Annotated in this window: 23 protein-coding genes and 1 tRNA gene; 5 read left to right on the top strand and 19 right to left on the bottom strand. The window is 70.0% G+C overall.

The window, feature by feature from the left end; translation table 11 throughout:
* Positions 1-176 precede the first annotated feature (176 nt).
* The 14 genes from ABS772_RS22275 to ABS772_RS22210 all read right to left on the bottom strand — a co-directional run bounded on the left by ABS772_RS22275 (position 177) and on the right by ABS772_RS22210 (position 8,287).
* Positions 177-779, bottom strand: coding sequence for an adenylate kinase (locus ABS772_RS22275; protein ID WP_350396911.1), 603 nt, complete (start codon positions 777-779; stop codon positions 177-179).
* Positions 780-924: 145 nt separating this feature from the next.
* A complete protein-coding gene (gene secY / locus ABS772_RS22270; protein ID WP_238255386.1) occupies positions 925-2,268 on the bottom strand; it encodes a preprotein translocase subunit SecY in 1,344 nt (447 codons plus the stop codon).
* Between the two features lie 114 nt (positions 2,269-2,382).
* A complete protein-coding gene (gene rplO / locus ABS772_RS22265) occupies positions 2,383-2,892 on the bottom strand; it encodes a 50S ribosomal protein L15 (RefSeq protein ID WP_238255387.1) in 510 nt (169 codons plus the stop codon).
* A 13-nt stretch (positions 2,893-2,905) separates the two neighbouring features.
* Positions 2,906-3,100, bottom strand: coding sequence for a 50S ribosomal protein L30 (gene rpmD, locus ABS772_RS22260; RefSeq protein ID WP_238255388.1), 195 nt, complete (start codon positions 3,098-3,100; stop codon positions 2,906-2,908).
* A gap of 12 nt (positions 3,101-3,112) precedes the next feature.
* On the bottom strand, positions 3,113-3,691 hold the full coding sequence (gene rpsE / locus ABS772_RS22255) for a 30S ribosomal protein S5 (protein WP_012253652.1): 579 nt from the start codon (positions 3,689-3,691) through the stop codon (positions 3,113-3,115).
* 164 nt (positions 3,692-3,855) lie between these two features.
* Positions 3,856-4,218 (bottom strand): 50S ribosomal protein L18, encoded by a 363-nt coding sequence (rplR, locus tag ABS772_RS22250; RefSeq protein WP_017485522.1) that lies wholly within the window; start codon positions 4,216-4,218, stop codon positions 3,856-3,858.
* 12 nt (positions 4,219-4,230) lie between these two features.
* Positions 4,231-4,764 carry a 50S ribosomal protein L6 gene (gene rplF / locus ABS772_RS22245; RefSeq protein ID WP_238255389.1) on the bottom strand — a complete coding sequence of 178 codons (534 nt, stop codon included), beginning with the start codon at positions 4,762-4,764 and terminating at the stop codon, positions 4,231-4,233.
* 16 nt (positions 4,765-4,780) lie between these two features.
* On the bottom strand, positions 4,781-5,176 hold the full coding sequence (rpsH, locus tag ABS772_RS22240) for a 30S ribosomal protein S8 (protein ID WP_231346712.1): 396 nt from the start codon (positions 5,174-5,176) through the stop codon (positions 4,781-4,783).
* A 12-nt stretch (positions 5,177-5,188) separates the two neighbouring features.
* Positions 5,189-5,494 carry a 30S ribosomal protein S14 gene (rpsN, locus tag ABS772_RS22235; RefSeq protein WP_003597141.1) on the bottom strand — a complete coding sequence of 102 codons (306 nt, stop codon included), beginning with the start codon at positions 5,492-5,494 and terminating at the stop codon, positions 5,189-5,191.
* A gap of 41 nt (positions 5,495-5,535) precedes the next feature.
* The gene (gene rplE / locus ABS772_RS22230; RefSeq protein ID WP_238255390.1) at positions 5,536-6,102 is read right to left on the bottom strand and encodes a 50S ribosomal protein L5; all 567 of its coding nucleotides are present in this window, start codon (positions 6,100-6,102) and stop codon (positions 5,536-5,538) included.
* Positions 6,095-6,409 (bottom strand): 50S ribosomal protein L24, encoded by a 315-nt coding sequence (gene rplX, locus ABS772_RS22225; RefSeq protein WP_238255391.1) that lies wholly within the window; start codon positions 6,407-6,409, stop codon positions 6,095-6,097. Before rplX ends, rplE begins: the two co-directional genes overlap by 8 nt.
* Complete coding sequence (gene rplN / locus ABS772_RS22220) at positions 6,409-6,777, bottom strand: 50S ribosomal protein L14 (protein WP_012253654.1); 369 nt, start codon at positions 6,775-6,777, stop codon at positions 6,409-6,411. Before rplN ends, rplX begins: the two co-directional genes overlap by 1 nt.
* A gap of 427 nt (positions 6,778-7,204) precedes the next feature.
* Positions 7,205-7,486 carry a DUF2059 domain-containing protein gene (locus tag ABS772_RS22215; RefSeq protein ID WP_238255392.1) on the bottom strand — a complete coding sequence of 94 codons (282 nt, stop codon included), beginning with the start codon at positions 7,484-7,486 and terminating at the stop codon, positions 7,205-7,207.
* A gap of 261 nt (positions 7,487-7,747) precedes the next feature.
* Positions 7,748-8,287, bottom strand: a complete 540-nt coding sequence (locus tag ABS772_RS22210) for a thermonuclease family protein (RefSeq protein ID WP_238255393.1) — start codon at positions 8,285-8,287, stop codon at positions 7,748-7,750.
* Positions 8,288-9,134: 847 nt separating this feature from the next.
* On the opposite strand from ABS772_RS22210, the gene ABS772_RS22205 reads away from it, so the two are divergent.
* From ABS772_RS22205 to ABS772_RS22195, 3 genes are all read left to right on the top strand, one after another.
* Complete coding sequence (locus ABS772_RS22205) at positions 9,135-9,515, top strand: hypothetical protein (RefSeq protein ID WP_350396910.1); 381 nt, start codon at positions 9,135-9,137, stop codon at positions 9,513-9,515.
* Positions 9,516-9,625: 110 nt separating this feature from the next.
* On the top strand, positions 9,626-10,879 hold the full coding sequence (locus ABS772_RS22200; protein ID WP_350396909.1) for a sensor domain-containing diguanylate cyclase: 1,254 nt from the start codon (positions 9,626-9,628) through the stop codon (positions 10,877-10,879).
* Positions 10,880-10,969: 90 nt separating this feature from the next.
* Entirely contained in the window at positions 10,970-12,070 is a 1,101-nt protein-coding gene (locus ABS772_RS22195; RefSeq protein WP_350396908.1) for a phosphatase PAP2 family protein, read from the top strand.
* A gap of 50 nt (positions 12,071-12,120) precedes the next feature.
* On the opposite strand, the gene ABS772_RS22190 is transcribed toward ABS772_RS22195, so the two are convergent.
* A complete protein-coding gene (locus ABS772_RS22190; RefSeq protein WP_350396907.1) occupies positions 12,121-12,561 on the bottom strand; it encodes a hypothetical protein in 441 nt (146 codons plus the stop codon).
* Between the two features lie 238 nt (positions 12,562-12,799).
* Here ABS772_RS22190 and ABS772_RS22185 point away from each other — a divergent pair, with 238 nt between their 5' ends.
* Positions 12,800-13,279: a DUF992 domain-containing protein gene (locus tag ABS772_RS22185; RefSeq protein ID WP_350396906.1), complete on the top strand. Its 480-nt coding sequence runs from the start codon at positions 12,800-12,802 to the stop codon at positions 13,277-13,279.
* Between the two features lie 60 nt (positions 13,280-13,339).
* Here the strand turns inward: ABS772_RS22185 and ABS772_RS22180 are convergent.
* The 4 genes from ABS772_RS22180 to ABS772_RS22165 all read right to left on the bottom strand — a co-directional run bounded on the left by ABS772_RS22180 (position 13,340) and on the right by ABS772_RS22165 (position 15,468).
* Positions 13,340-13,426 (bottom strand) — tRNA-Leu (locus ABS772_RS22180).
* Between the two features lie 34 nt (positions 13,427-13,460).
* The gene (locus ABS772_RS22175) at positions 13,461-14,648 is read right to left on the bottom strand and encodes an FAD-dependent oxidoreductase (RefSeq protein ID WP_350396905.1); all 1,188 of its coding nucleotides are present in this window, start codon (positions 14,646-14,648) and stop codon (positions 13,461-13,463) included.
* A gap of 14 nt (positions 14,649-14,662) precedes the next feature.
* Positions 14,663-14,929, bottom strand: a complete 267-nt coding sequence (locus tag ABS772_RS22170) for a zinc-finger domain-containing protein (RefSeq protein ID WP_238255400.1) — start codon at positions 14,927-14,929, stop codon at positions 14,663-14,665.
* Between the two features lie 131 nt (positions 14,930-15,060).
* A complete protein-coding gene (locus tag ABS772_RS22165) occupies positions 15,061-15,468 on the bottom strand; it encodes a VOC family protein (RefSeq protein ID WP_350396904.1) in 408 nt (135 codons plus the stop codon).
* A 366-nt stretch (positions 15,469-15,834) separates the two neighbouring features.
* Between ABS772_RS22165 and map the strand changes: the two genes are divergently transcribed.
* Positions 15,835-16,689: a type I methionyl aminopeptidase gene (gene map, locus ABS772_RS22160; protein WP_350396903.1), complete on the top strand. Its 855-nt coding sequence runs from the start codon at positions 15,835-15,837 to the stop codon at positions 16,687-16,689.
* Positions 16,690-16,691 lie beyond the last annotated feature (2 nt).

Genomic DNA, 16,691 nt, shown 5'->3' with positions numbered 1-16,691 from the left:
CATCCCGTTTGGACGAAGGGGGTCCGCCTAGCGCGAGCCCGGCAACTTGTCAACGGTTTGCAAACCGGATTGCGCCTCACGCGTCGCCACCCCACCGGCGGCGCATGAGGGGCCATGAAAAAGCCCGCCCCGTCGAGACGGCGGCGGGCCTCAGGACAGGCGGCCGAGGCAGCGCCTCAGAGCGCCGCCTTCTCGCGGAAACCGTCGAGCAGACCCGTCACGTTGCCGGTCACCTCGTCGATCGGCTTCATGCCGTCGATCTTCCGCAGGAGGCCGGTGCCGGCGTAATAGTCGGAGAGCGGCGCCGTCTGGCGCTTGTAGGCGTCGAGCCGGGTCTTGAAGACCTCCGGCGTGTCGTCCTTGCGAACCGGCAGGCCCTTGGCCGCCGTCTCCTCGGCGCGCTTGGCGATGCGGCCCACGAGCGCGTTCTCGTCGACGACGAACTCGACCACCGCGTCGAGGGCGATACCCTTCTCCGCGAGCATCGCGTCAAGGGCCTTGGCCTGCTCCACCGTGCGCGGGAAGCCGTCGAGGATGAAGCCGTTCTTGGCGTCCGCCTCCTCGATGCGGTCGGCGACGATGCCGACCACCACCGCGTCCGGCACGAGGCCGCCGCTCTCCATGATCGATTTCGCCTCGAGGCCCACCGGCGTCTCGGCGGCGACCGCCGCGCGCAGCATGTCACCGGTCGAAAGCTGCGGAACGCTGTAGCGCTCCACGATGCGCTCGGACTGCGTACCCTTTCCCGCTCCCGGCGGTCCGAGCAGAATGATCCGCATAGCGTCTCCCCGTCCTCAAGGCCCGGCGCCGGGCTCGTTCTTCATGGGCGGCGCGCCTGCCTTCAAGAGGCTGCGCCGTCGTCACACCGCTGTGATGCGCAATTCCGGCGCGCGCGTCCACCGAACCTTTGTCGAACGTGGATGCTCAGCGGCGCCGCGTCGTCGAGGCGCCGCGCAGCTTGGCCTTCTTCACGAGGCCCTCGTACTGGTGCGCCATCAGGTGCCCGTGGATCTGTGCCACCGTGTCCATGGTGACCGAGACCACGATCAGCAGCGAGGTGCCGCCGAAGCCGAGGGCGGCCGAGGTGTAGGAGGCCACGATCTCCGGCACGAGGCAGACGAAGGTGAGGTAGGCCGCGCCGATCACCGTGATGCGGGTCAGCACCTTGTCGATGAAGGCGGCGGTGCGCTCGCCGGGGCGGATGCCGGGGATGAAGCCGCCCTGCTTCTTCAGGTTGTCGGCGGTCTCCTGCGGGTTGAAGACGATGGCCGTGTAGAAGAACGTGAAGAAGATGATCAGCCCGGCATAGGCCAGCATGTAGAGCGGCCGGCCGTGGCCGAGATAGGCCGTCAGCGTGCCGAGGATGCCGGTCGAGCCCTGGTTGGCCGAGAAGCTCGCCACGGTGGTCGGCAGCAGCAGCAGCGAGGAGGCGAAGATCGGCGGGATCACGCCCGAGGTGTTGAGCTTGAGCGGCAGGAACGAGGACTGGCCCTCGTACATGCGGTTGCCGACCTGGCGCTTGGGGTAGTTGATCAGGAGCCGGCGCTGGGCGCGCTCCATGAACACGATGAAGTAGATCAGCGCGACCGCCGCGACCGCGGCGCCGAGCAGGATGGCCGGCGAGAGCGCGCCCGTGCGGGTCAGCTCCAGTGCGCCGAAGATCGAGGCCGGCAGGTGGGCGACGATGCCCGCGAAGATGATCAGCGAGGAGCCGTTGCCGATGCCGCGCGAGGTGATCTGCTCGCCGATCCACATCAGGAACAGCGTGCCGCCGGTGAGCGTGACCACGGTCGAGAGGATGAAGAACGGACCGGGCGTGATGACCGCGTTCGAGCCCTGCAGGCCGAAGGCGATGCCCCAGGACTGAACCAGCGCCAGCACCACCGTGAGGTAGCGGGTGTACTGGTTGATGACCTTGCGGCCCGACTCGCCCTCCTTCTTCAGCGCCTCCAGGCTCGGCACGACCGAGGTGAGGAGCTGAACGATGATCGAGGCCGAGATGTAGGGCATGATGTTGAGCGCGAAGACCGCCATGCGCTCGACCGCGCCGCCCGAGAACATGTTGAACATGCCGAGCACGCCGCCGGCCTGGTTCTGGAAGTTCCGCGCGAACTGCTCGGGATCGATGCCCGGGATCGGGATGTAGGTGCCGAGCCGGAACACGATGAGCGCACCCAGCGTGAACCAGATGCGCTTCTTGAGCTCGTCGGCCTTGGCGATGGCGCCGAAATTCAGGTTGGCGGCAAGCTGCTCGGCGGCTGAGGCCATGTCTCGTATCCCGGAAAATGCCGTCGGGACGCGTCTCGAACGGTCCCTGAAAGCGGAAGCGGCGGCCGCGTGCGAGCACGGGCCGCCGCTTCGGCGTTCGACTTAATGGCGGCGTCAGGCCGACGCAACCGCGCTGTCGGATGTGCCGCGGTGGGCGACGCCGGCGGCGAAGGTCGTGGTCACCGAGCCACCGGCCTTCTCGACGGCCTCGACGGCCGACTTGGAGGCGCGGGTCACCTCGAAGCTGAGCTTCGCGGTGAGCTCGCCGACGCCGAGCAGCTTCACGCCGTCGCGGGCCCGGGCGATGATGCCGGCCTTCACCAGCGCATCGACGGTCACGGGGGCGCTGGCGTCGAGCTTGCCGGCATCCACCGCCGCCTGGACGCGACCGAGGTTCACCTCGTTCAGGTCGTGGGCGTGGATGTTGTTGAAGCCGCGCTTCGGCAGGCGACGATGCAGCGGCATCTGGCCGCCCTCGAAGCCCTTGATGGACACGCCGGTGCGGGCCTTCTGACCCTTCACGCCGCGTCCGCCGGTCTTGCCCTTGCCGGAGCCGATGCCCCGGCCGACGCGCATCCGGTTCTTGGTCGCGCCTTCGTTGTCGCGGATCTCGTTGAGCTTCATGGGTAAGCCCTCCTCACGCCGCGGCGTCGTCGAGGACGCGCACGAGGTGCGCGACCTTGCGGATCATGCCGCGGACCGAGGGAGTGTCCTCCAGCTCGGCGACGCGGTGCAGCTTGTTCAGCTTGAGGCCGATCAGCGTCGCGCGCTGGGAGGCCTCGCGGCGGATCGGCGAACCGATCTGCTCGATGCGGACAGTCTTGGAAGCCATGCTGTCCTCCCCTTACGCGACGGCCGCTTCGGAGGTGTCGGCCGGGTCGGCATCGCGGCGACGGGCCTGGAGGGCCGACACCTTGAGACCGCGACGGGCCGCGACCGAGCGCGGGCTGTCCTCGTTCTTGAGCGCGTCGAAGGTGGCGCGCACGAGGTTGTAGGGGTTGGACGAGCCGAGCGACTTGGCGACGACGTCCTGCATGCCGAGCGTCTCGAACACGGCGCGCATCGGGCCGCCGGCGATGATGCCCGTGCCCTGAGGCGCCGCGCGCAAAATCACCTTGCCGGCGCCGTGGCGACCGTTGACGTCGTGGTGCAGGGTGCGGCCCTCGCGGAGCGACACCCGGATCAGGCCGCGCTTGGCGGCCTCGGTCGCCTTGCGGATCGCCTCCGGCACCTCACGGGCCTTGCCGTGGCCGAAGCCGACGCGGCCCTTCTGGTCGCCGACGACGACGAGCGCCGCGAAGCCGAAGCGACGGCCACCCTTCACCACCTTGGCGACGCGGTTGATGTGGACGAGCTTGTCCACGAACTCGCTGTCGCGCTCCTCGCGGTCGTCGCGGCGACGACCCTCGCGTTCACGTGCCATGTGTTTTCCACTTCATCTCACTGGCGCGGGCGCGTGACGCCCGCTCGCTCGATCTCCCCTCCCCCTTGCGGGGAGGGGGTAGGGGTGGGGCCGAATGAGGCGACTCGACCTCGTCGCGACCTCCACCCTCGGTCCCTCCCCGCAAGGGGGAGGGAAGAGGTGCCTCAGAAGTCCAGGCCACCCTCGCGGGCGGCGTCGGCGAGAGCCTTGACGCGGCCGTGGAAGATGTAGCCCGAGCGGTCGAAGACGACCTTGGTGACGCCCGCGGCCTTGGCGCGCTCGGCGACGAGCTTGCCCACCGCCTCGGCCGCCGCCTTGTCGGCGCCGGTCTTGAGGCTGGCCTTGAGATCCTTGTCGAGGCTGGACGCGGCGGCGAGCGTGCGGCCCGCGGCGTCGTCGATGACCTGGACGTAGATCTGCTTGGACGAGCGGAACACCGACAGCCGCGGACGGCCGTTGGCGGTGGCTTTGAGGGCCCGACGGACCCGCGCCTTGCGGCGCAGGAGGGCTTCGTTCTTGTTCGACATGAATCGCCCTCCTTACTTCTTCTTGCCTTCCTTGCGGAAGATGAACTCGCCAGCGTACTTCACGCCCTTGCCCTTGTAGGGCTCGGGACCGCGATACTCGCGAATCTCCGCCGCGACCTGACCGACGCGCTGCCGGTCGATGCCCGCCACCACGATCTCCGTGGGCTTGGGGGTCGTGATCGTGATCCCGGCCGGGATCTCGTACTCGATGTCGTGGCTGTAGCCGAGCGAGAGCTTGAGCGCCTTGCCGGCCATCGCGGCGCGGTAGCCGACGCCGGTGATCTCGAGCTTCTTCTCGAACCCCTTGGAGACGCCCTCGACGAGGTTCGCCACCTGGGCGCGCGAGGTGCCCCACAGGGAGCGGGCCTGCTTCGACTGGTCCTTGGGCGCGACCTGAACGGCCCCGTCCTTGAACTCCACGACGACCTGGGGCGGGACGACGAACTGGAGTTCGCCCTTCGAGCCCTTCATCTTCACCGTCTGACCCGTGACCGTGGCGGTGACGCCGGACGGGACGGGGACGGGCTTCTTGCCTACGCGAGACATGTCGCTGTCCTCCGGATCAGAACACCTTGCAGAGCACTTCACCGCCGACGTTGCGCTCGCGCGCCTCGTGATCGGCCATGACGCCCTGCGGGGTCGAGATGATGGTAACGCCGAGGCCGTCGGCGACGCGCGGCAGCTCGCCAACCGACGAGTAGACGCGGCGGCCGGGCTTCGACACGCGCTTGATCTCCCGGATGACCGGACGACCGTCGTAGTACTTGAGCTCGATCTGGAACTCGGTGCGGCCGTTGCCGAGGTCGGACACCGCGTAGTCGCGGATGTAGCCCTCGGACTTCAGCACGTCGAGGACCGAGGCGCGCAGGCGCGAGCCGGGGGTCTGGACGACGTTGCGGCGACGGCTCTGGCCGTTGCGGATGCGGGTGAGCATGTCACCCACGGGATCGTTCACCATGGATGCCTCCCCTTACCAGCTGGACTTCACGAGGCCGGGGATCAGACCCCGGTTGCCGAGCTCGCGCAGAGCGACGCGCGAGATGCCGAGCTTACGGTAGTAGGCCCGCGGACGGCCGGTCATCTCGCAGCGGTTGCGGATGCGGGTGGCCGACGAGTTGCGCGGCAGTTCCGCGAGCTTCAGGCGCGCCTCGAAGCGCTCCTCCATCTCGCGGGACTCATCGTTGGCGATGGCAAGGAGGGCCTTACGCTTCTCGGCGAAGCGCTTCACCAGATCCTTGCGGTGGTTGTTCTTCTCGACTGAGCTTTTCTTAGCCATGTCTGTCTCCAGTGTCCGCGTCTAAGCGACGTTGCCGCCGCTTACTGCCGGAACGGGAACTTGAAATGGGCGAGGAGAGCCTTGGCCTCTTCGTCCGTGGTTGCGCTCGTCTGGACGACGATGTCCATGCCCCAGGTCTGCTCCGCCTTGTCGTAGGAGATCTCCGGGAACACGAGGTGCTCCTTGAGGCCCATGGCGTAGTTGCCGCGGCCGTCGAAGGAGCGCGGGTTCAGGCCGCGGAAGTCACGGACGCGCGGCAGCGCGATCGTGATCAGGCGGTCGATGAACTCGTACATGCGGGCCTTGCGCAGGGTCACCTTGCAGCCGATCGGCATGCCCTCGCGGACCTTGAAGGTCGCGATCGCCTTGCGGGCGCGGGTGATGACCGGCTTCTGGCCGGCGATGAGCGCGAGGTCGCCCGCGGCAACGGTGGCCTTCTTCGAATCCGCAGTGGACTCGCCGACGCCCATGTTGATGACGATCTTCTCGATCTGCGGGACCTGCATCGGGTTCTTGTACCCGAACTGCTCGATCAGCTTCTGCCGGACGACCTCGTCGTAGTGCTTGCGCAGACGCGGGACGTAGGCGTTCTTGTCGGCCTCAGCCATCGATCTGATCCCCCGTGGTCTTGGCGAACCGGACCTTGCGCCCGTCGTCGAGGATGCGGAACCCAACACGGGTCGGCTTGCCGTTGGCGTCGGCCACCGCGATGTTGGACAGGTGGATGGCAGCCTCCTTGGAGATGATGCCGCCTTCCTGGTTCTGGGTCTGGCGCTGGTGCTTCTTCACCAGGTTGATGCCGCGAACGAGGGCCTTGTCCTCCTTCGGCATGACCTGGATGACCTCGCCGGAGCGACCCGCGTCGCGGCCGGTGAGAACGACGACCGTGTCGCCCTTCTTGATCTTGGCGGCCATCACAGCACCTCAGGAGCGAGCGAGATGATCTTCATGTGGTTGCGGGCGCGCAGTTCGCGCGGCACCGGCCCGAAGATACGGGTGCCGACCGGCTCCTTCTGATTGTTGATCAGAACGGCGGCGTTCTTGTCGAAGCGGATCACCGAACCGTCGGCGCGCTTCACGTCCTTGGCGGTGCGAACGACGACCGCCTTCATGACGTCGCCCTTCTTCACGCGGCCGCGCGGGATCGCCTCCTTCACGGAGACGACGATGATGTCGCCGACGCCGGCATACTTGCGCTTCGACCCGCCGAGTACCTTGATGCACATCACGCGGCGCGCACCCGAATTGTCGGCGACGTCCAGATTCGTCTGCATCTGGATCACGGGAGTGACCTTTCCTTGTTTCAGGCGGGTTTCCGCACACGGACGGTATTGCCCGGCGGACGACGCCTGATGGGGATCTGATGTCCCCGGCTCATGTGAGAGACCGCGCTATCGGCGTGGGAACGCCGGCGCGGTCACCGCGTACGAAGGGATGCGAACATCCCAAGGACTGTCGCGAAGGCGTGCCCGATACTACGGACGCGTGGCGGGTGCAAGTCCGGAGCGACCCGAAATCGCGCGCCGGAGGCGGCTCACGCCCGACCTGCGGAGGATCCCGCGAGAGCGCTCGGACGCGCGCCGGGGGAAGGGCCGCGGGACGCGTTCGAGCCCCGTGCCGTCGCTTCGGCGTCGCGTGCTGGTTTGGATCAGGAGGGGCGCGGAGAAGGGAACTCGGAGATCCGCGGCGATCCGGGCCGCGCCGGCCGGGTCAGCAACCCTTGCAGATCGATCCCATCGTCTTGTTCATCTTGGCGTCCCAGGCCTTGTCGCGGGCCTGCGCGGCGCGCTGGGCCTTGACCATCTGGTCCTGGGAGGCCGGCGTCACCTGTCCCTGCGGGATGCCCGGCGCCGGCGGCTTGGTCTGACCGGTCGCGGTGACGGTGCGACCAGCCTGCGCCAGACGGGAATCGCCCGTATCCTGGGCGAGGGCGGGGGCCGCTGCCATCAGGCAGGAGAGCAGGAGGGCGGAGACGGCGATCGGGCGACGCATGGCTTCTCACTCACTCCCTGGCGCGGGCCGCCGGTGCCGACGGGCCCGGGCAGGCACGGCGTGGCGCGAAGGATGACGACGTCCGAAGGGCGACGTCGGGGCAACGTCCCTGGCCGCGCGCCTGAGCGACCTAGTTGGCACCGGACCGGGCCGGCCGCAAGCGGCGCAAAGGTCACGCGCCGGCCCGCTCCGTGCGAAGGCGCACCAGCCTGCCGGGAGACGCCTCGACGGTGCGGCCGTCCTGGGCCCCCGTCGGGAGGGTCAGTGCGTCTCGGGCTGCGCGTCGGCGACCGTGCTGGCCTTCGAGTAGCTCGTCCGCGGCCGCTCGGTCGGGTCCTCGAACGAACCCGCCCAAAGCCCGAGGCGCTTGCCCCACGCGACGGTTTCCGCGCCGACATAGGCGGCCCGTCCGCCCCGCTCGGCCATGACGAAGCCCTTCTCGGCCATCCAGGCGCTCAGATCTTCCTTGTCCCGGTGGCAGACGGAGAGCGCGCGGCCGTAGCTGTCCGTCTCGCGGATCTGGCAGGTGACGGTCGCGTCCTTCAGGTGGGCGGCGAGCGCCTTGGCCGAGGAGGCGCCGCAGGCATAGTTCTGACCCTGGGCGTTCAGGCAGGTCTGCTTGAGGCCCGGCGCCGCCACGCCGTAGAGGCCGACCACCCGCCCGCCCACGACCAGCGTGTCGCCGCTCAGGACCCGCGCCCGTCCGCTCACGCTCTCGCCGGCATGGGCGGGGCCGAGGTCCGGTGCGCCGGATGCGGCGAGAAGAAAGAGGCTGAGGCCGAGAAATCCCGTCCGTCTCATCGAAACACCATGGGTTTCCGACGCATCCCTGCGGAGGCGCCGGCGATTGCTCTGCCGAGGACAGTCACGTGTCCGACGTGGCGCCCAATCCCCTCCGGCGCCGAGCTTCGGCAGGAGAGCGAGCGTATGTCGGAAAACCTAAAGCAGAGCTTATGCCCTTTTCGTGGCCGGCGGCATGTCGTGGCATCATGCCGGTGCCGCAGCGCACGTCGCGGGCCGGCGGCCCGCGAGGGCTTTCTCAACCATGGGCCGGCGTTCCGCCGCGTTCGGACGAGAATCGTATCGGCCACCCCTGTCGGAGCGGCGCGCCGGCCCTATCCTCCGCGGCGCCGACGGATTCGTCCGCCGGTCGCCCGCGCCCACCGGACGGTGATGCCCCCAAGCCGTTCGGCGGGCGCGAGCGTTCGGAGCCGCCATCCGCCGCACCGCCGGAAGCGGACGGGACCCGATCCGCGTCCTCGCTCGAACCGCCGCGTCCCGCCGGGACCGCGATCCAGCGCACGACCAGTCCGGTGCCGCCGCGCGCGACGTGCCGGTTCAGGCGGCGACGGGCCCAAGAGGGCAGGTTCTCGAAATCAATCATCACCAATGCCGATACTGATCTTCGTCGCCCCATGCGGGGCGCGTGCAGGATCACGGCAAGTGTGAAGGCAATATGGCGTAATCCAGGGCGATTTGGCGTGGTTTCGTGCAGGATCGTGGCACCGGGGTCCCACCGTCGCGACCGGGGCCGGCGATCGTTCCCTCGGCCCCTCGATGCCGGAAACCCCGAACGTTAGGAGGGCGGCCGGCGTTGGCAGGGGATGGGGCCGGGCGCGTGCCCGTCCGGGCTGAGGAGAGATGCGGGGTGGCGGTGAGCTTGGCAGACCTGATGCGCGGGGCGGCCGCCGAGGCCCGGCGGCGCGCGGCCGCGTTCCCGGCGGCCGGCCGGAAGGACGACCTGCCCTGGGCGGTGATCGCCGCCTTCGACGCCGACGTGCGCGGCCATGTCGAGCGCGACCGGCGGATCGAGGACGAGCGCGACCGCGTGCTGATCGCGTCCGTGACCCTGGCCGAGACGCCCGACGATGCCGAGGCCGACGAGTGGGACCGGGCGCGCCGCGGTCTCGCCAGGGCGATCGACTACCTGGAGGAGACGGTCCTTCGCTTCGGCATCGTCAACCGCGCGGCGGCCAAGCGCGGCCACGGCGTCGCCGGTGACCCGGTCTCGGCACCGCCGAACGGATGACGCGAGACGGACGACATACACTTCCGTACACCCTGATTGACATTCGGCATTGAGCGAGCTCGACCACTTCAGGTAAAGCTTGGGCAGCAGAGGCTTGACTTGGCGTATCGATGCTACAGCCGATCGAAGCCGGCCTGAGCCGTCCCTGGTACCGGCTCAAGTTGCCGGACGTGCTCGAAGCGCAGTACCGGGCCGAGACGGCTCGGCAGGACGGCTTCTATGTGCAGTCCTGGCTCGCCGTCTTCACCCTGTTCAACATCATCTCGCTCGTGATGGACCGCGAGGTGTTCGGTCCTGAGCGATTCGTCGTGCCGCTGGCGATGACGCTCGGCGTCTTCTGCCCGGTCGCGCTGGCGGCGATCGTCTCCCTGCGGGGGCGGCCGACGATGGTGCGGGTCACCGGCGCCGTCTTCGCCACGGCGCTCGTCGACATCGTCGTCGTCCTCAACAGCGCGCGCCTCGCCCCGGCTCCGCACACGGACGTCTACATCATCATCGCCACCATCGTGCCGCTGGTGGTGGGGCTGATCGCGCCGCTGCCGTTCCGGCACTGCCTGTGGTTCTGCGGCGGCTCCTTCGTCCTCTATGTCGGCCTCGTCCTGGGCTTCGGGCTGTGCACCGCGGAGCGCAGCGGCCTGCCGCTGCTGGTCTCCGGGCTGATCCTGGTGCCGCTGAAGCTCTGCTACTCGCGGGAGTGGGAGGCCCGGAAGACCTTCCTGATCGGTCTGCGGGTGAAGCTTCAGGCCGAGGCGCTCGCCCGCGCCAACGCGCGGCTCACCGTGCTCTCGGAGACCGACTCGCTCACGACCCTGTCGAACCGCCGCCATTTCACCGAGCGGCTGGAGGCGGCCTGGGGCCTCGCCGGCGAGCGGGATGCGTGGCTGGGCGTGATCCTCATCGATATCGATCACTTCAAGAGGCTGAACGACACGGCCGGGCATGCCGAGGGGGATCGCTGCCTCGTCGCGGTGGCGGCGGCGCTTCAAGCTTCCGTCGAGGCCCATGGCGGCCTCGCGGCGCGCTATGGCGGCGAGGAATTCGCGGCCCTGCTGCCGGGCGCCGATCCGTCCGCGGCGCGGATGGCGGGTGAAGCGATCCGCGCCGCGGTCGTCGATCTCGCCATCCGCCATCCAGGGCTTTCCGCGGAGGCGCCGTTGACGGTCAGCGTCGGCGTCACCGCCGCGCGGGGGCGGACGCAGGATTTCGGCATCCAGGCCGCCGACCTGCTGAAGGCCGCCGACTTCGCGCTCTACGCGGCCAAGAACGAGGGCCGCAACCGGGTCGAGAGCTTCATGCCCGCCGCGAACGCGAATCGGCCGGCAGCGGACAGGGGCCGCGTCCACACCGCCGTCCCGGGCGCCTGAAACGACCCGCATTCCGAACAAAACCGGCGCTGCCGCGTCTTCCCGTCCGGGGCGGCCGTCGGGTCGCGCGCCGGAAGGAGCGACGAACGGATGCTGCTCGACGAGGAATGCGGGACCGGCTCAGCTGTGGCCGACCCGCCCGCCGGCCGACCGGTCGGCGCGCGTCCGCGGCGGCCGAGTGCGGGGCTCGCGGCGCCCGGTGCGGGCTTCTGGGGGCTCGTCGGCGTCCTGGTCGGCCTCGACGCCCTCTGGCTCGCCGTCGCGGAAATCGGTGTCGCTCGGACCGGTCTGCTCGTCGTGTCCGGCGCGGTGGCCGTCCTGCTCGGGCTCGCCTTCCTGTTCAGCGCCGTCAAGCCGGAGCCGAAGCTGCGGGCCATGGCCCTGTCGAGCGCCTATCTGGCCGCCTTCACCACCGCGGCGGCGGTGCTGCACTACCTCACCGCCACGCTGGCGCCGCCGCTGGCCGATCCCGTCCTCGCGCATGTCGAGGCGGCGCTGGGCTTCGACTGGCGCGGCTGGGTCGGCTTCCTCGCCGAGCATCCCGACCTGTCACGGGGGCTGGCCCTCGCCTACCATTCGAGCGGCCCCCAGGTCGGCCTCGTCGTCATCGCCCTGAGCGCGGTGTCGCGGGTCGCCCGCCTCTGGGCCTATGCCCGGCTGTTCACGCTGGCGCTGCTCGCCTCGATCGCGGTCTCGGCCCTGTTCCCGGCGGTCGGCCCCTACGCCTTCTACGCGCCGCAGGTCTATCCGCAGGGCCACCTCGAGACCGTCGGCGCCCTCTGGCATCTCGACGCGCTGCACGCCCTGCGCGACGGGACGCTGCCGACGCTCGCGCTCTCGGAGATCCGCGGCCTCGTCACCTTCCCCTCCTTCCACGCCTGCCTCGCGGTGCTCACCGCCTGGGCGCTCGCCCCGGTGCCGGTGATCGGGCCGCTCGCCGGCCTCCTCAACGGTGCGATCATCGTCGCCACCCTCGGCGCGGGCGGACACTACCTGCCGGACGTCGTGGCCGGGACGCTGATGGGGATGGGCCTCGTGGCCTATCACCACGCCCGGCATCGGCGCCCGTTCGAGGCAGGACGCGCGGCGCTGGTCGCGCGATGGGGCCGGAAGGCGGGGCCGGTCGCCGAGCCGCATCGCGGACTGTGCCCGGCCCCTGTGAGAAGCCCTGCCTCGGTCGGGCGCGGGTAGGGCGGGGCTCACGCCCGATCCGATGCTGCGAGGGCGAGCGCCTTCGCGCCTCAGCGAAGATCGGCGAACAGTTCGAGCTGGGCCGAGGCCGCCGCGCGGCGACGGGGCCGGCGCGCGACGAAGCGCGGCAGCGGGACGCCGGGCTTGCCGTAGAGGGCGACGCCGATCACGCGGCCGCGGCCCGCACCGAGGAGGATGGACGCGGTGTGCGGACCGGAGCGGGCGACCTCCTCGATCAGCGGCTCCGCGACCGGCAGTGCGGCGAGGGCGCTCACCATGTCGGACAGGCCGGCGGCGTCGACGCCCATGACACGGAAGTCGAAGCTCCGGCCCGCCCAGGTGTTGCGCGCCGCCGCGGCGCGGGTCGCCGAGAACGGGTTGTCGATGAGCTGAGTGGCCGGATCGCGGAGGAACGCCGCGACGCGCTCACGCTCCGGGACGTCGTGCGCGTCGGCGAGCAGCGCGCAGAGTTGGGGCTTGGTGACTGACACCGCGCAAGGCTTGCATGGCTTGGCCGCTCGCGTCGAGCATCGGCCCCGCAAGGGCTGTGGAGAGCGCGGCCGGAGATTCGGAGAGGAGCCTGCGAGGCGCAGCGCCCGCATCGTCTCGCCCGCTGCCTTACGCCCACGCAACAATCGACGGAATACGCCCGCAACGGCGCCCCCTCATGGTTAAGGCAACGTTTCGAAACGAAGCGGCCAACCAACACCGACAGCCAAGGGGGCTCTCATGCGTCGACTCACTCTCGCCTTCACCGCCGGCATCCTCGCCGCGGGTGCCGCCGCCGCGCACGGCCTCGGCTCCGAGGCCCCGGCCCAGCAGACCGCCGGCATTCTCACCTGCGTGACCAAGCCCGAGGCCAGCCTCGTCTTCGGCCGCACGCCGGTCGCGGATTGCACCTTCGCGGCGGAGCGCGGCGGCTTCCGTCAGAGCTACGTGGCGGTCTTCTCCCCCGCGGCCACCACGGCGGAGCTGGAGACGGCGCAGAAGGTGACGTGGCGGGTGCTCACCAAGGACGGCTTCGCCCGCCCGGGCATGCTCGCGGACAGGTTCACGGCGGCGCAGGACCGGACCGCCGCCAAGCCCGAACTGGTCGGCCGCGCGGCCACCCTTCGGCTCCTCAGCCATTCCGGGCAGTCGAGCGCGAAGTTCGCCCTGGCCCAGCCGCGGGTCCAGCTCGCGGCGGCTCAGCCGGGCATGACGCGCTGAGGGGACGGGAAGCGGGACGAGGTCGGCGCGCGACGCTCCGAGGATGCTGCGTCGAACCGCTGGTGCGGACGGCGGGACTCGAACCCGCACAGCCTTGCGGCCGCAAGATTTTAAGTCTCGTGCGTCTACCGGTTTCGCCACGTCCGCATCCGGGCAGCGGTAGCCGCCCGGCGGGGCCAGATCAAGCGGGCGGGCGCCAGCCGTAGACCCAGGCGTAGCGGTCGCTCATGCCCTCCGGCCCGAGGCGGCGCATCACCGTGTCCCGGGCGAAGCCGATCAGGCGGCCGGCGTGGTAGAAGCGGCCGTTGCGGCGGGCGGCCCGCTGCACCGCGCGCACGCGGGACCGGCGCGCCGCGGCGTAGGCCGCCAGGGCCTCGGGGACGCCGCCCTTCGCGGAAAGGCTCGCCGCCAGCACCGCCGCGTCCTCGATGGCGAGCGCCGCGCCCTGGGCCAGGAACGGCAGCACCGGATGGGCGGCGTCGCCGAGGAGCGCGATCCGGCCCCGCGCCATCGGCCGCGCCGCCGGGCGGTCCACCAGCGACCACACCACCCAGGTATCGGGCAGGCTCAGCAGGTCCGTCAGCGGCGCGGCCGCGTCGGGAAAGTGGTCGCGCAGGACCGCCGGGTCGCCGAGCCGGCCCCAATCCTCGTCGCCCTCGCGCTCGGGGACGATCGCCACGACGTTGAGCCGCTTGCCGCCGTTGATCGGGTAGTGGACGACGTGCCGCCCCGAGCCCAGCCAGAGCCCGGTCTCGTCGCCCTGAAGCGCCTCGGGGGCCGCCTCGCGCGGGATCACCGCCCGCCACGCCGCCTGGCGGTGGAGCTGCAGGGGTCGTGCGTCGAAAAGCTGGCGCAGGGCCGAGCGCACCCCGTCGGCGCCCACGACGAGGTCGGCGCTCAGGCTCTCGCTGCGGTCGCCGTCGACGCTGCGCATCGTCAGGCTGACGCCGTCGTCCGTTTCCGCGAGGCCCGATACCTCGCGCCCGACGCAGAGACGGATGCCGGGGCGCCCGCGCACCGCATCGAGGAGGATGGTCTGGAGGTCGGCTCGGTGGAGCAAGTAGTAGGGCGCGCCGTGGCGCTCGCGCATGCCCGGTCCGAGGCGGATGCCGCCGACGACGCGGCCGGAGGCCAGGGCGCGCACGGTGACGCCCGGCGGCTCGTCGGCCGCCCGGCGCAGGGCCGCGCCGAGGCCGAGGCCGATCAGCACCGCGCTGGCGTTCGGCGAGAGCTGGAGACCGGCGCCGACCTCGGAGAAGCCGGTCCGGCGCTCGATCAGCGTGACGGAATGGCCGGAAGCGGACAGCGCCAGCGCGGCGGTGAGCCCGCCGATCCCGGCGCCGACGATGACGATGGAGAGCGCCGCCACGGACGAGCCGCTCGTCAGGCCGCCTTGGGGGCCTCCTGGGGCGCCGCGTCGTGCCAGACGCACCCCGCCGGCTCCGCCGTGCCCGGCTTCAGCTTCGGGTCGTAGCGGAACAGCGTCGAGCAGTACTGGCAGATGATCTCGGTGTCGCTGCCCATGTCGAGGAAGACGTGCGGATGATCGAAGGGCGGCAGCGCCCCGATGCACATGAACTCCTTCGAGCCCACCGCGATCACGCTCACGCCGGCCTGATTGTGGAAGTGGGGAACCGCCTTGTCAGCCATCGCACGTCCCTGAAAACCGAGGCCGTGGTCTAGCGCGTTCGCGGCCGCACGCCTAGGGTCCACCCGTTGCGACAGACCCTCGGGGAAGGGTCGGCGGATCGCGCCGCCGACCACGCGACATCCTCGAGGCTCTAACGGCGATCACCCTTCCAGGCTTCTTCCGGACGGATCGGCGTGCGGGTCGTGACCTCGACGAAATAGCCGCCCTTCGCTCGGAAATAGAAGGACCAGGCGCCGTGCGTGTCGTGCGGCGCCTGCGCCGCCCAGCCGTCCGCGCTCAGGCTGGCATGCAGGGCATCGACGGCCTGGCGCGACTCGAGGATGAAACCGATGTGCAGGATGTCGAGCTGCTCGGGATAGTCGAAGCCTTCGCGTTTCTTCTCGAAATGATTGACGATCAGGACGAGCCCGTCATCGTCCTGCATGATCGCCATCACGTCGCCGCGCACGACGAGCGTGCGCAGGCCGAAGTAATGCTCGAACATCGCCCGGTCGGCCGCGATGTCGTGGCTGTAGAGGTTGATGTGGTTCAGCTTCATGGTCGTGCCCTTCCGTTCGAGAAACGGACACGGATCGACCAGGGCCTTCGGCGACCATGACCGATCACGCGCATGAAGGGGGCTCCATGCTGTGTCCGGCCAAGGCCAAGAGCGGCGTCACCCGCTCAAGCGTGACTGTCTCCGGGGAGACCGCAGGTTGTCACCATACCTGCATCGCTGTCTTTTTAGGCGGAACGCCATGTAGCGGAAGCCGTTTTCGCATCAAGGCGTCCCGGGCTTGTTTCGAGGGTGATCGCTTTCGGGCGATGGCCCAGGTGAGGCGCGCGCTCGGGTTGGCGCCGGCCCTCGCGCGGCGTAAGACGAAGCCGACCGCCTCATCTCATCTGCCGAAGCGCCCGAACCTCCATGAGCCGTGAAGAGCAAGCCGTCGCCGAAGGCGGGCGCCGCGCCCCGGAGCCGCCGATCCACGGCCCGGAGGGATTCGAGGGCATGCGCCGCGCCGGCCGCCTCACGGCCGAGGCGCTCGACCTCCTGGTCGAGGCCGCCCAGCCCGGCGTGACGACCGAGCATCTCGACAGGCTCGCCTTCGAGTTCGGCATGGATCACGGGGCCTATCCGGCCTCGCTGTTCTACCGCGGCTATCGCAAGTCGATCTGCACCTCGATCAACCACGTCGTCTGCCACGGCATCCCCAACGACAAGCCCCTGCGCGAGGGCGACATCGTCAACCTCGATTGCTGCCTGATCCTCGACGGCTGGCACGGGGATTCGAGCCGCATGGCCTATATCGGTGAGGTGCCGCGCAAGGCGCAGCGCCTGTGCGAGATCACCTACGAGGCGCTGATGCGCGGCATCCGGGCGGTGCGGCCCGGCGGCTCCACCAACGATATCGGCCGCGCGATCCAGGCCTACGCGGAGGCCGAGCGCTGCTCGGTGGTGCGCGATTTCTGCGGCCACGGGCTCGGCCGCGTCTACCACGACGCCCCGACGATCCTGCACTACGTCGAGCCGAGCTACGACGTGCCGCTGAAACCCGGCCAGTTCTTCACCATCGAGCCGATGATCAATCTCGGGCGCCCGGCGGTGAAGGTGCTCTCCGACGGCTGGACCGCCGTGACTCGCGACCGCTCGCTCTCGGCGCAGTTCGAGCACACGGTGGCGGTGACGGAGGACGGCTACGAGATCTTCACGCTCTCGCCCAAGGGGCTCGACCAGCCCAAGCCCCACGGGATCGAGCCCCACGGGTTCCGGGCCGACTGACG

Origin of the sequence: Methylorubrum podarium (assembly GCF_040270385.1) — a bacterium.
Lineage (GTDB): Bacteria > Pseudomonadota > Alphaproteobacteria > Rhizobiales > Beijerinckiaceae > Methylobacterium > Methylobacterium podarium.
Note: the sequence above shows the minus strand (reverse complement) of the source record. Positions and strands in the feature narration are given on the sequence as shown.